The sequence below is a fragment of the Oceanibacterium hippocampi genome (genome assembly GCF_900172325.1).
GTDB lineage: Bacteria > Pseudomonadota > Alphaproteobacteria > Sneathiellales > Sneathiellaceae > Oceanibacterium > Oceanibacterium hippocampi.
Genome location: NZ_FWFR01000004.1, coordinates 186,758 through 200,032, shown reverse-complemented (window position 1 = coordinate 200,032; position 13,275 = coordinate 186,758). Strand labels below are relative to the sequence as shown.

Here is a 13,275-nt window from a genome sequence, read left to right as displayed (position 1 = left end):
ATGCGCGTAACCAACCGAACCCTGACGATCGTCCTGATCGCGGCGGCGGCGCTTGCCGCCGTCGGGGCCGGGGCCGGCAGCGCCGCCGACAAGCCGACGGCCGAACAGGCGCGGATCGCCGCGGTAACCCGGCCGACGACGGATTTCAGCAAGGCCGAGCCCTTCGAAGCCCGCCCGGGCGGTGCCGCCACCGTCTTCACGGAAATCAACCGCGATATCTTCTCGCAGTCCTCCGCGAACATGTCGTTCGAGCGCGAGCTCGACTTCAAGGTCGGCAACGGCATCTTCCGCAAGGTCTGGGTTTCCTCGCCCTCGTCGACCGTGTCGTCGGACGGTCTCGGCCCCTTCTACAATGCGCGCGCCTGCCAGCTCTGCCACGTGAAGGACGGTCGCGGCCGCACGCCCGCGGCGGACGAGGATGGCGTCTCGCTGTTTCTCCGGCTGTCGGTTCCTCCCGCGACCGAGGCCGAACGCGCGGCGCTCGCGAGCCACCAGCGGAACGTGATCCCCGAACCGACCTATGGCGGGCAACTGCAGAATTATTCCGTGCAGGGCCTGAAGGCGGAAGGCCGTATGACCCTCCGGTACGAGGAACGCCCGGTGACGCTCGCCGACGGCACGGTCGTTTCCCTGCGGAAGCCGGTTTACGGCGTCGCCGACCTCGCTTACGGTCCGATGCATCCCGACACCATGATCTCGCCCCGGATCGCACCGCCGATGATCGGCGCCGGCCTGCTGGAAGCAATTCCGGAAGCCGACCTCCTCGCCGCCAGCGATCCGGACGACCGGGACGGCGACGGCATCTCTGGCCGGCCAAACCTGGTCTGGAGCGACGAACACGGCGAGGTCAGGATCGGCCGCTTCGGCTGGAAGGCCGGCACGCCGACCGTGGCCCAGCAGTCGTCCGACGCCTTCCGGGGCGACATGGGGCTTTCGACGCCGCTCTATCGCGACCCGGCCGGCGACTGTTCCGCTCGCCAGGCCGACTGCCGGAGCGCGCCGCACGGCGAGGACCCGGTTGAGGGCAGCGAGGTCACGGCCTCGATGATGGATGCGCTCGTCTTCTACAGCCGCAATCTCGGCGTCCCGGCCCGCCGCGACGTCGACGATCCGGCCGTGCTCGCCGGCAAGCAACTGTTCTACGAGGCCGGCTGCATCGCCTGCCATCGCCCCAAATTCGTGACGCGGCGGGATTCCATCGGGCCTGAACAATCCTTCCAGCTCATCTGGCCCTACAGCGATCTTCTGCTGCATGACATGGGCGAGGGCCTTGCCGACAACCGCCCGGAAGGCGTCGCGAGCGGGCGCGAATGGAAAACCCCGCCGCTCTGGGGGCTCGGCCTGACCCGCACGGTCAATGACCGGGAGGAACTTCTGCATGACGGCCGCGCGCGTGGCCCGCTGGAGGCGATCCTCTGGCATGGTGGCGAGGCAGAAGCGTCGAAGGATCGGGTCGTCGCCATGACCCGCGAGGAGCGCGACGCCCTGCTCGCCTTCCTTGCCACGCTGTAGGGAGTTCGCCCCCATGCGCCGCCTCGCCCTGCTCGCCTCGCTCGCCGTCACCGCGCTGATCCTGCGAACGGGACCCGCCGTGATGGCAAGCGAGGCATCGCCGGTACCGGAGAGCGCCTACACGACGGTGACCGGAAACCTGATCGAGCATCACGTCCTGCCAGGCTACCGACGGCTCGCCGACACCGCGGCCGGCTTCGCCGATGACGCCATGGCCTACTGCGGCGGCAAGCCGGCCGCAATCGAGGCCGCCAGACGCTCCTTCGACGCGACCATGGATGCCTGGATGCGGGCGGAGCATCTCCGGTTCGGCCCGATCGAGTTGCTGATGCGCGGTTACCGCTTCCATTTCTGGCCGGAAGGGCGCGGCAAGCTGAAGGCGGCACTCGCCGAACTGCTTGAAGACGGCGACTTGGAGGCGCTTTCGGCGGAGAATTTCCCGAACGCGAGCATCGTCGTGCAGGGCCTGCCGGCAGCGGAACTGCTGCTGTTCGGTGACGAACCGGCAGACCCGGCCACCGATTTGGGAAAACGCGGCTGCGCCGTGCTGGTCGCGATTGCCGGCAACCTGCGCGACATGGCGGCGAACGTGCTCGCCGCCTGGCAGGATGGCGAGCAGGGCTTTGCCCGAACCATGACCCGGCCGGGCGAGGACAACCCCTATTACGAGACCGATCGGGACGCGATCCTGATGTTCTTCAAGAGCCTCGATCGGGCGCTACAGCTCATCGCCGACGTGAAGCTCAACCCGGTACTGGGTCCGACGATCGACAGGGCCCGCCCGGGCTACGCGGAATCGCAGCCGAGCGGCCGCGCAATGGCGAATATCGCGGCCGGGCTCGCGGCGGCGGAGGGCCTCTATCTGGGCGATGGCGGGGCCGGGTTCAGCAGCCTCGCCACCAGATACGGCAACGACGCAAAGCTCGATCCGCTGCTCCGCAAGGCTTTCGGGGTGACGCGGCAGACCGCCGCATCGATTGCCCTTCCGCTGGAACAGGCGGTCCTCGACCCGGTCGAGCGGGCGAAGCTTGAAACGCTTCTGGCGCAGGTCCGGGCACTCCGCCAGATCGTCCGGACCCGTCTCGCCCCGGCCATCGACATCGCGGCAGGCTTCAATGCACTCGACGGCGATTGACCGGCGCCGGCTGCTGGCCGGGCTCGCCGGCGCGGCGGCGCTGCCGATCCTGCCCCGCCCGCTCGCCGCGGCTTCGCGGGGACCGCTTTATCTGGGCGGCCGGCTCGACGACCAGGGGCAGTATCGGGTGAGCGGCTTCCGCGCCGACGGCGACACCGCGTTCGACCTGCAGCTCCCCGCCCGGGGCCACGCGCTCGCCAGTGCGCCGGGCGGCGCGGTCGCGGTGATCTTCGCCCGCCGCCCGGGAACCTTCGCGCTCGTGCTCGATCTCCATGCGGGCACGGTGTCGCACGAAATCGCCAGCCCCGACGGGCGGCATTTCTTCGGCCACGGCGTATTCGATCCGGACGGCAGACTGCTCTACGCGACAGAGAACGATCATGAGGCCGGTCGCGGAGTGCTCGGGATCTACGACCGCGAACAGGGCTATCGCCGGATCGGCGAAATACCGACATACGGTATCGGCCCGCATGAACTCCGCCTGCTCGCCGACGGCACCACCCTCGTCGTCGCCAACGGCGGCATCCTGACCGATCCGGCGCTGCCCCGGGTCAAGCTCAACCTGCCGACGATGACGCCGTCGCTGGTCTATCTCGACCGCCGCGACGGGCGAAAGCTCGGCGAGTTCCGGCTTCCCGCCGAGCTGCACCAGCTCTCGATCCGCCATATCGCGGTCGGCCGCGACGCCCGCGTCGGTATCGCCATGCAGTACCAGGGGCCGGCCGGCGACCCGGTGCCGCTGATCGCCACCCATCGGGGTTCGGCCGAGATCCGCCCGATAGAGGCACCGGCACGCCTGCTGAAGGGCATGAAGCATTATTGTGGCTCGGCCGCCTTCGACCGCACCGGCCGGATCCTCGCGATCTCGGCGCCGCGCGGCAATCTGCTGAGCTTCTGGGACGCGGAGGACGGCCGGCTGCTCTCCAGCGCCACGATCCCCGATGGCTGCGGCGTCACTGCGACCGCGCGCGCCGGGGAATTCCTCGCCAGCAGCGGACAGGGTGGCGTTGCGCGCATCGACGCATTGACCGGCACGGTCACGCCGATACGGGCCGTCGGCCTCGACACCGTTCTCGACACGGGCCACTGGGACAATCACCTGGCCACCGCCTGAGCGCCGCCCCTGTTCGCCTATCCGTCGCGACTGGACATGCCGCACCCCTGCCCGTCGATGCAGGCTGCCCCTGACAAGTTGCCGACTGCCGGGACGGAACGACCATGTGCGGCCTCGTATGCCTCTGGAACATCGATGACGCGGCGCTCGCACGCCGGATGATCGACCGGATCGCCCATCGTGGCCCGGACGAAACCGGCATCCATTCCCTGCCTGGCATCCCGGCGGTGATGGCCCACTGCCGGCTCTCGATCATCGGCACGGAGAATGGCAGCCAGCCGATCCCGGGCGAAGGCGCGCTGCTGGCCGTGAACGGCGAGATCTACAATCATCGCGCACTCCGCGCGGCACTCGGCCCTGCCCGCTTCGCGACCGACAGCGACAGCGAGGTCATCCTGCATCTCTTCGCCGACGGCGCGCCGACCTGGATCGCCGAGCCGGACGGCATGTTCGCCTTCGTCCTGGCGACCCCGGAACGGGTGGTCGCAGGCCGCGACCCGCTCGGTATCAAGCCGCTGTTCATGGCGCGGATCGGCGACGGTCTCGCCTTCGCCTCCGAGCTCAAGGCCTTCGACGGGCTCGGCCTCGACACCATCGCCGCGATCGAGCCCGGCACGCTGTTCGACAGCCGGCACGGCGTTCGCCGCTGGTTCCGGATGCCGCAGGGCGCCGCCGACCTGCGCGGCGACGAAGACCCGGAGCCGCTCTGGCGCGAGCTTCGGCTGGTCCTCGAGGCAGCGGTGCGGAAATGGCTGGTCGCCGACGTCGAGGTCGGATCGTTCCTCTCCGGCGGTCTCGATTCCTCGATCGTCGCCGCGATCGCCGCGCAATCGCTCGACCGGCCGCTCAAGACCTTCTCGGTCGGCATGGCGGACAGTCCCGACCTCGTCGCCGCACGCGCCGTCGCCCGTCATATCGGCGCCGAGCATCACGAGCTGGTCTTCACGGCCGAGGACCTGGCCGAAATCCTGCCGCATGTCATCTATCACCTGGAAAGCGCCGACACAGACCTGGTGCGAAGCGCGCTCCCGACCCATTTCGCGACCACGCTGGCGCGCCGCCACGTCAAGGCGGTGCTGACCGGCGAAGGCGCCGACGAACTGTTTGCCGGCTACAGCTACCACCATGCCTACCGAAACAGGCATCGCCAGCTTGCCGACGAGATCACCCGCTCGCTCGGCACCATGCACAACATCAACCTGCAGCGCGTCGACCGGATCACCATGGCCCAGGGACTGGAGGCGCGCACGCCCTTCCTCGACCGGGACCTGATCGCCTTCGCCCAGTCGATCCCGGCGAGCCTGAAAATGAAGGCCGACAGCGAGGCGGACGGCGGATCCACCGAGAAATGGATCCTTCGCAAGGCCTGCGAGGATTTGCTGCCGCCGGCCCTCCTGTGGCGCAAGAAGGCGCAGTTCGACGAAGGCAGCGGGACCGTCGAGGCGCTGCAGACCGCGCTCTCCGGCCTGCTCGGCACGGCCCCGCCGGTCGACCGCAATTCGGAGGGCCGGCTCTACGAAAGGATCCTGCGCGAGCGATTCGAGGAGCCGGACTTCATTCTCGCCAATGCCGGGGTCTGGACGGGCGGCCGGGTCGCCGTCTGAGCGACGCCGCGGCTGGCGCGATCAGCGACGCGGACGGGCCACCAGCGGCACGTAGTCGTCCAGTTCCGGCGCCGGGAAAGTCACTGTCTGGCCGATCTCGGCGGACCGGTAGAGCCCCATCAGCATCTCGACCACGGCAACGCCATCCTCGAAGTTCTCCAGCGGCCGCCTTGCGGTTCGGAAGCATTCGACCATGTGGCGATTCTCGTCGGTGTAGCCATAGACGCCCGCCTCGTCATCCAGCACCGGCATCAGGCCCTGCTCGGCATTCTGCTTCTCGACCAGGTCCTCGCCCTCGGCACCGGTAACCGCGCGCGACATGAAGATCTTGAGCCCGGTGTTCAGCGAGTTGAATTCCATCGCGTATTCCGGGCCGAGAAGTTCGAGCTGGATGCGCAATCCGGCGCCCACATAGGCCCAGCTCGTCGTCGCCTCGATGACCAGTTCGTTGCCCTCCTCGTCCTCGAGCAGGATGTTGCCGCGGGCGAAATCCTCCGAAGGGCGATTGCCGTAGTCGACCTCGTTGCCGAACCGCTGCCGGAGCTGGTCGGCATAGTGCGGCCGGGTCCATTTGAGGTTGGCCACCGTGCCGTTCACCGATTTCACACGCAGCGAGTTCCGCGGCGCATCCGGCGCGGTCAGCAGATGACGGGCGACCTCGACGCTGTGGCACATCATGTCGGACAGCACGCCGCCGCCCTGCCGGTCGCCCTGCCAGAACCAGGGCTCGTGCGGGCCGGAATGCTCCTCCGCCGCGCGCGCCAGATAGGGCCGGCCGGTGGTCGATGCGGCGCGCCGCCATATGATCTCCTTGCCGCGGATGACCGGCGTGCAGAAGACCTGGTTCTCCAGGTAGCCGTGATTGAGCCTGGCGTCCTCGGCAAGCCGGAGCATCTCGCGCGCCTCGCCGATGGTCCGGGCGAGCGGCTTCTCGCAGGCGACCGCGAAGACCTTCGAGCGGCCCGCCGTCACCTCGCCGTGGATGACCTGCATGACGCCGAGCCGGGTGTCGTTCGGCGAGAGGATCCAGATCGCGTCGACATCGTCGGCCTGAACCAGCTCTTCCAGGCTTTCATGGCTCCGGCAGGGTCCGAGGCCGAGCTCGCCGGCGAGCCGGCAGATGCGTTCCCGGTTCGCGGCGCTGCGGCTGTAGACACCGGTGACATCGACATTGCGCACGCCGATCATGGCCCGGAGATGGAACTCGGCGATGAAGCCCGTGCCGACGAAACCGACGCGCAGACGTTCTCTCGGAAAACCGGTCATGGATGATGTCCTCTACTGCTTCGTAATTGTGGTCTGTACGGGGCGGTCGAGCCGCGGATGCGGAGCGACGTCGGAATGACCATCGGCGCGGTCGGGCGCCCGCCGCCGCCAAGCATCCGCAGCAGGATTCCCATGGCGGCGCGGCCGATCTCCTGGCGCGGCTGGCAGACGGTGGTGAGTGGCGGAAAGAACGCCTTCGACAGATAAAGATCGTCGAAGCCGACGATCGAGACGTCGGCCGGCACGTCGAGACCGAGCCGGCGAAGCTCGTGAATCGCGCCGAACGCCATTTCATCGTTGGCGACGAAGATCGCGGAGGGTGGCTCGGGCAGTTCGAACAGCGCCCGGCAGGCGCGCTGCCCGGACTCGAGCTGATAGTCGCCTCGTTGCTCGTAGCCGGCCGGGATCTCCAGTTCCGCCTCCACCATCGCTTCCCGATAGCCCCGGTGGCGCAGAACGCTCATCATTTCCGGCTCCGGACCGGAAATATGGGCGACCCGCCGGTGGCCAAGTCCGATCAGATGGCGCACCGCCGTGCGGGCCGCCGCCGCGTTGTCGATCTGGACGTGGGGAAAAGGGCAATCCTCGATCAGTTCGAGGGCGACGACGACGGGCAGGGCGGCCGGCAATGTCTCGGCCTGCGCGCCCCGCGACGGCAGCTTGCCGGTCATCAGGATCATGCCATCCGCATGACCGTCGCGCAGCATGTCGAAATACTCCGCCTCCCGGTCCGGATCGTTCTCGGTATTGCCCATCAGGATCGAATAGCCGGCTTCACGCGCGGTCGCCTCGACACCCTTCAGGATGTCGAGATAGAACGGGTTGCCGACATCGCGGACGACCAGAAGCGCCGCCATCGATTTCCGCGTCCGCAGGTTCCGCGCCCGCACGTCGGGGCGGTAGTTGAGCGCCTGGGCGGCATCGCGGACCCGGCTCCGGGTCGCCTCGGCGACCAGGTCGTTGTCGGCGAGCGCGCGCGAGACGGTCGCGGCCGAGAGCCCGAGCTTGAGCGCGATATCCTTGATACGGGGTCGCCCGGTCATGCGCGCATCGCCCGCCCACGGCCGTAGAACAACAGCAGGACCAGCAACGTCATGCCGAAGACGATCTGCCGGCCGGACTCGTCGATGTTCACGGTCGTGAGGATGCTTTGCAGGATCACCAGCAGGATCGCGCCCGCCATCGTCCCGGTATAGCCGCCCTTGCCGCCCGACAGCGGCGTGCCGCCGAACACGACGGCGATGATCGAGGGCAGCATGTATTGCTCGCCGACGTTGGCGAAGGAGGATCCGGAATAGCCGAGCAGGCAGATACCGGCAACCGACGCGAACGCGCCCGACAGCATGAACAGCGCGATCCGCATGCGCCGAACCGGCACGCCGGCCATGTAGGCCGCCTGTTCGTTGGCCCCGATCGCGTAGATCCTGTGCCCGAACACCGTGCGCTTCAGCATGAAGGCCATCACGAGGCCGATCGCGACCCAGAGCCAGATGATCCCGGGCAGGCCGAACAGGAACGGCCGGGTCACGAACTCGCTCAGCGCCGGGGCCGCGAGACCGGACGGTATGCCCTGGCGGATCACGACCAGAAGGCCCTGCAGCACCCCCAGCATGCCGAGCGTCATGACCAGCGGCGGAATGCGCAGCAGGGTGACGCCGATCCCGTTCAGCAGGCCGAAGAAGGCGCCGGTCGCGAGGCAGGCGAGGATCGCCGGGACGATGCCGCCGTCCTGGCCGTTCATCAGGTTGCCCGCGACGATGGCGCTCAGCGAGACGACCCCGCCGACCGACAGGTCGATGCCCTCGCGCCCGCCGAGAATGACCAGGTTCTGACCCGCCGCGACGATCCCGAGCAGGGCCGCGACGATCAGCAGTCGGAGGATCTGTTGCGCGGATGCGAAACCCGGCGATATCGCCTCGCCGAGCACCAGCAGGCCGACGATCAGCAGCGTGGCGACGACAAGCGGTTGGGTCACGATCGCCAGCACCCGGCCACCCGGTCCCGCGCCGCCCTGCAGGTCGACGGCGCTCATGATCGCGCCCAGCGGGTGACCAGCACGCCGGCCATCAGCGCGACGATGATCGCCAGCCCCTGCACCAGGTTCTGCCATTCCGACGGCGTGCCGACGAAATAGACCAGCGAATTGATCAGGCCGATGATGACGGCCGCGAGCACCGAGCCGGTCACCGTGCCGACGCCCCCCGACAGCGCACAGCCGCCGAGGACGACGGCGGCGACGCTCGATAGCGTCATCTTCGCGCCGACCAGCGGATCGCCGCTTGCCGTGTCACCGGTCACGCAGAAGGCGGCAAGCGCGGCGAAGACCCCGCACAGCGCATAGCCCCTGATCCGGATCCGGGTGACCGGCAGGCCGCTCTGATAGGCCCGCACGGCATCGTCGCCGACGGCGAGAAGCTGGGTCGTGAGCCGGGTCCGGGCGAGGATCGCGAGCACGAGGGCCAGCGCCGCGACCGCCCAGAAGACGAACGGGATCTCCAGGATACGGCCGCCGTAGGTGCGCCAGACCGCGGCCGGCGCCGGGGTGCCCGCGACCGGCATGATCCAGAGCGCGAGCCCGGTGAACAGGATGCTGGTTGCAAAGGTCGCGACGATCGCCTGCAGGCGCAGCCAGGCGACGACCAGGCCGTTGACGATGCCGCAGGCGAGACCGACGGCAAGGCCGATCCCGAGCACGGCAAGGACCGTGAGGCCGCCACCGCCCATCTGCTGGAGCAGCGCGACGATCGCGACATTGACCAGCGAGACGATGGCGCCGACCGAGAGGTCGATATCGCCGGCGTAGACGACATAGGTCTGGGCGACGGCGAGCATCATCAGCGCCAGGTAGGTGCTGACGATCCCGGTCAGCGAACGAAAGCTCAGGCTGCGCGGCTCGAAGATCCCGTTCAGGGCGAGCAGCACGATCAGGATGCAGAGCGCCGGCAGGAACGGAAAACGGACGAGGAACTGTCTCAGTCCGGCCGGCCCGGCGGCCGCTGCGGTGGGAGCGCCCTTCATCAGGCCGCCTCGTAGGCGGCGCGGTAGAGATTGTGCCGGGTCCGCTCGGCGCCGGACAGCACCCGGGTCACCCGGCCGCCGTTGAAAACCAGGATGCGGTCGGCATTGGCAAGCAGTTCCGCGTCCTCCGACGAATAGAGCACGATCCCGATCCCCTCGTCGGCCAGGTCGCGGATCAGCGCGAACAGATCGGCCTTGGCCGACAGGTCGATGCCCTTGGTCGGATCGTCGAGCAGGATCACCGCCGGCCGGTCGATCAGCCAGCGGGCAATGACGACCTTCTGCTGGTTCCCGCCCGACAGCGAACTGACCGGGTGGCCGAAGCCCGCGAACTTGGTCTTCAACGCCTCCAGCGCCGGCGCCGCCTTGTCGCGGAGCCGCGCGGGATGTGCCAGCCCGAGGCGGTTCCGCAGGAAATGGATCGGCGTCACGTTCTCAAGGATCGGACGCTCGTGAATCACCCCGTCCCGGCTCCGGTCGCCGGAGATATAGGCGCAGCCCCGGGCAATCGTGGCGCGCGGCCCGGTCGGCTGCAACGCATCGCCGTTCAGGCGGATCTCGCCCGATGCGCCCGGCAGGGCGCCGAATATTGCCCGCAGTACGGCGGACTGGCCCTGACCGTGCAGACCGCCGAAGCCGAGGATCTCGCCCGGTGCGACGGCAAAGCCGATATCGCGGAAGCCCGGCCCGGAGAAGCCCCGGACCGCGAGCACGGCCTGCGCCGCTGACTGGCTCGCCCGCCCGTCCTCCCCGCCCGTGTCCGGTGGCGCGTCCGCCGACGCCGCCTCGTGGCGACCGACCATCAGGTTGATGACGGCGGTCGGATCGGTGTCCTCGATACGGGCAGTGCCGACCGTTTCGCCGTCGCGGATCACCGTCACCCGGTCGGCGATGGCGAAGATCTCGTCCATGCGGTGCGAGATGAAGATGATGCCCACCCCCGCCCGCTTCCGCTCGCGCAGGATCTCGAAGAAACGTTCGGCCTGCGCCCGGTCGAGCGCCGAGGTCGGTTCGTCGAAGATCAGGATCGCTGCCTCGCTCGCCAGCGTCTTCATGATCTCGACAAGCTGCGCCTGGTCGGGGCGCAGCCGTTCGACCGGAACGTCGGCGCCGAAGCCGGCGCCGGCCACGCCCGCGAACAGCGCGATATGGCGATCCGCGATCGCCGCCATCGCTGCGCGATCGACGAAGATGCCGCCCTTTCGCGGCAACCTGGGCAGCGAGATATTCTCCGCTACCGTGCGGTGCCGGGCCAGACTGAGTTCCTGGTAGAAGATCCCGATGCCAAGGGCCCCCGTCGCCTCCGGCCCTCTGACCGTGACCGCGCGACCGTCGATCAGCACCTCGCCCCGGTCGGGCCGGACGCTGCCGGCGACGATCTTGCAGAGTGTCGACTTGCCGGAGCCATTGGCGCCGATCAGCGCGTGCACCTCGCCCGCCTCGATCTCCAGGTCGCCCTGCCGCAGCGCCACAGTCGCGCCATAGGCCTTGCCGACCCCTCGCAGCTCGAGTTTCGCCATCGTTCCTTCCCGAAATCGAACGACGCATCCGGGGAGCGCGACCGCAGGCCGCGCCCCCGGGCCGCGAAGGACCTTACTTGAACAGCGCCTCGGCCTGCTCGATCGAGAGCGAACTCGTGTAGGAATAGTAGCCGGGCTCGCCGCCGAGCTTGTCGTGGATCGCCGCGACATTGTCGCCGTCGATGAAGGGAATCGGCAGATAAAGCGCGTTGCCGTAGACACCGTCCTTGGCCGGGGTCTTGAGTTCACGCCCTTCCAGCATGGGGACCGCGACGTTCAGCGCGCTCGCCATCACGCCCGGAGGATTGACCGAGGCGCCCGACTTGAAGCTGTTCTTGACCCAGAGATCGAGAAAATCCTTGCGGATCTCGCCGGTCGCCGCGATGTCGCCGGTCTTGCCGGCGTCGATGATCGAGCGCCAGGCGCCCGCCGCCATGCCGTCCTGCACCCAGACGCCGTTGATGTCCGGATAGGTGGCGAGCAGGTTCTGCATCGCCTGCTGGCCCTGCGCCTGGTCCCAGTTGGCGTTGACCTCGTTGACGATCTCGATGCCCGGATACTTGGCGAAGACCTCGCGATAGCCGGCGACGCGCATCTCGTTGGCCGGATGGCCGGCGAAGCCGTTGATCGCCACGACCTTGCCCTTGCCTCCGAGCGCCTCGGCCAGCCACTTCGCGCTCGCCTCGGCCCAGCCCTTCTGGTCGATGCCGACATAGAGCGCGTCGGGCGAGGAGACCTCGGCATCGGTCGAGATCACCAGGATTCCCGCATCCTTGGCCTGGGCGAAGACTGGATCGAAGGCGGTCGGGCTGTTCGGGTTGATGATGATCGCGTCGACGCCCTCGCTGATGAAGTTGCGGACATGGGCGATCTGGCCGGGAACGTCGACATTGGCGCTCTGGACCACGACCTCGACGTTGACGCCGCGATCCTTCCACTTGGCGGCGGCGGCTTCGGCCTCGGCAATCATCTGGGTACGCCACTCGCTACCGACCCAGCCGTTGGACAGGCCGATCTTGTAATCGGCGGCATTGGCGACAAGGGCCGAGCCGACGAGTGTCGCGGCGGCGGTCAGCGCCATTAATGACAATTTTTTCATGTGTTCCTCCCGTGCAGAATGTAATCGATTGTATTCAACATCGAAAAAATTTCCAATCCTCTCGTTTTCCCTGTTAATTCAATATCTTGACCGAATCTCGGCGAGAAATATGCCGCCGAGCACAAGGGCCAGCGCTGCAACGTGGAAGCCGGCCATCGTCTCGCCGAGGATGACGACCGCGAGCAGTGCGCCGAAAACCGGAACGAGGTTGATGAAGAGACCGGCGCGACCGGGGCCGATCAGCCCGATGCCGCGGATGAAGAAGACCTGGCCGATGGCCGAGGGGAAGATGGTGACGAAGGCGAGCAGGGCCCAGCCGGTCGGGCTCGGCCAGCGAGCGAGGCCGGACTGGATCTCGAGCGCGAGCAGCGGCGCGGAGGAAACGAAGCCGGCCGCCGCCATGACGAAGAACAGCACCATGGGATCGAGCCCGGACTTGCGCCGGAGCGAAAGCGTGTAGCCGGCATGGACGACGCAGGCGGCGAGCATCAGCAGGTCGCCGGTGTTGAAACGGAGCGAGAGCAGTGCGCCGAGATCCCCCCGGGTCGCGATCAGCACGACGCCGACGGTGGTGATCGCCATGCCGACCGCCTGCAGGAAGGAGATCGCCGTACCCTGGAGGAACCGCGCGCCGAGCAGGACCAGCACCGGAATCGCACCCTGCAGGATCAGGATGTTCATCGCGCTCGTATAATGCGCGGCATAATAGAAGAGCGCCGTGAAGAGCGTGAAGCCGCTGGTCCCCATCAGGCTGATGCGCAGCCAGTCGCGACGGATGACCGGCCATGCCGCGCGCAGCGGCCGCCGCAGCCAGATCGCGAAGCAGAGGATGATCACGCCCCAGCGCACGCAGGTCAGCGTCATCGGCGAGACCTCGCCGACCGCCAGGCGGCCGGAGATCGCATTGCCGGCCCAGAACAGCGCCGTCAATCCGAGCAGCATGTAGGCGAGCAACCGGGCCCCGGGGTCCTGCGCCGGATCGGCCGGTTTCGCGATGGGCGTCACTG

The 13,275-nt window shown here is 68.1% G+C and carries 11 protein-coding genes; 4 read left to right on the top strand and 7 right to left on the bottom strand.

The features are described 5' to 3' along the window. From OCH7691_RS19745 to asnB, 4 genes are all read left to right on the top strand, one after another. Nucleotides 1–1,512, top strand: coding sequence for a di-heme oxidoreductase family protein (locus OCH7691_RS19745; protein ID WP_085885323.1), 1,512 nt, complete (start codon nt 1–3; stop codon nt 1,510–1,512). A 13-nt stretch (nt 1,513–1,525) separates the two neighbouring features. Then, entirely contained in the window at nt 1,526–2,647 is a 1,122-nt protein-coding gene (locus OCH7691_RS19740) for an imelysin family protein (protein WP_085885322.1), read from the top strand. Beyond that, entirely contained in the window at nt 2,628–3,761 is a 1,134-nt protein-coding gene (locus OCH7691_RS19735) for a DUF1513 domain-containing protein (protein ID WP_085885321.1), read from the top strand. Before OCH7691_RS19740 ends, OCH7691_RS19735 begins: the two co-directional genes overlap by 20 nt. 104 nt (nt 3,762–3,865) lie before the next feature. Continuing rightward, entirely contained in the window at nt 3,866–5,365 is a 1,500-nt protein-coding gene (asnB, locus tag OCH7691_RS19730) for an asparagine synthase (glutamine-hydrolyzing) (protein WP_085885320.1), read from the top strand. Between the two features lie 21 nt (nt 5,366–5,386). Here the strand turns inward: asnB and OCH7691_RS19725 are convergent, their stop codons facing one another. From OCH7691_RS19725 to OCH7691_RS19695, 7 genes are all read right to left on the bottom strand, one after another. Further along, nucleotides 5,387–6,631 (bottom strand): Gfo/Idh/MocA family protein, encoded by a 1,245-nt coding sequence (locus OCH7691_RS19725; protein WP_085885319.1) that lies wholly within the window; start codon nt 6,629–6,631, stop codon nt 5,387–5,389. Further along, complete coding sequence (locus OCH7691_RS19720) at nt 6,628–7,674, bottom strand: LacI family DNA-binding transcriptional regulator (protein WP_085885318.1); 1,047 nt, start codon at nt 7,672–7,674, stop codon at nt 6,628–6,630. Before OCH7691_RS19720 ends, OCH7691_RS19725 begins: the two co-directional genes overlap by 4 nt. Beyond that, nucleotides 7,671–8,663 carry an ABC transporter permease gene (locus OCH7691_RS19715; RefSeq protein ID WP_085885317.1) on the bottom strand — a complete coding sequence of 331 codons (993 nt, stop codon included), beginning with the start codon at nt 8,661–8,663 and terminating at the stop codon, nt 7,671–7,673. Before OCH7691_RS19715 ends, OCH7691_RS19720 begins: the two co-directional genes overlap by 4 nt. Next, nucleotides 8,660–9,649 carry an ABC transporter permease gene (locus OCH7691_RS19710; RefSeq protein WP_085885316.1) on the bottom strand — a complete coding sequence of 330 codons (990 nt, stop codon included), beginning with the start codon at nt 9,647–9,649 and terminating at the stop codon, nt 8,660–8,662. The genes OCH7691_RS19715 and OCH7691_RS19710 overlap by 4 nt, the downstream gene beginning before the upstream one ends. Next, nucleotides 9,649–11,169: a sugar ABC transporter ATP-binding protein gene (locus OCH7691_RS19705; protein ID WP_085885315.1), complete on the bottom strand. Its 1,521-nt coding sequence runs from the start codon at nt 11,167–11,169 to the stop codon at nt 9,649–9,651. The genes OCH7691_RS19710 and OCH7691_RS19705 overlap by 1 nt, the downstream gene beginning before the upstream one ends. A 73-nt stretch (nt 11,170–11,242) precedes the next feature. Continuing rightward, nucleotides 11,243–12,268: an ABC transporter substrate-binding protein gene (locus OCH7691_RS19700; RefSeq protein ID WP_085885314.1), complete on the bottom strand. Its 1,026-nt coding sequence runs from the start codon at nt 12,266–12,268 to the stop codon at nt 11,243–11,245. 78 nt (nt 12,269–12,346) lie between these two features. After that, nucleotides 12,347–13,273, bottom strand: coding sequence for a DMT family transporter (locus OCH7691_RS19695; protein WP_217808161.1), 927 nt, complete (start codon nt 13,271–13,273; stop codon nt 12,347–12,349). Between the last annotated feature and the right edge of the window lie 2 nt (nt 13,274–13,275).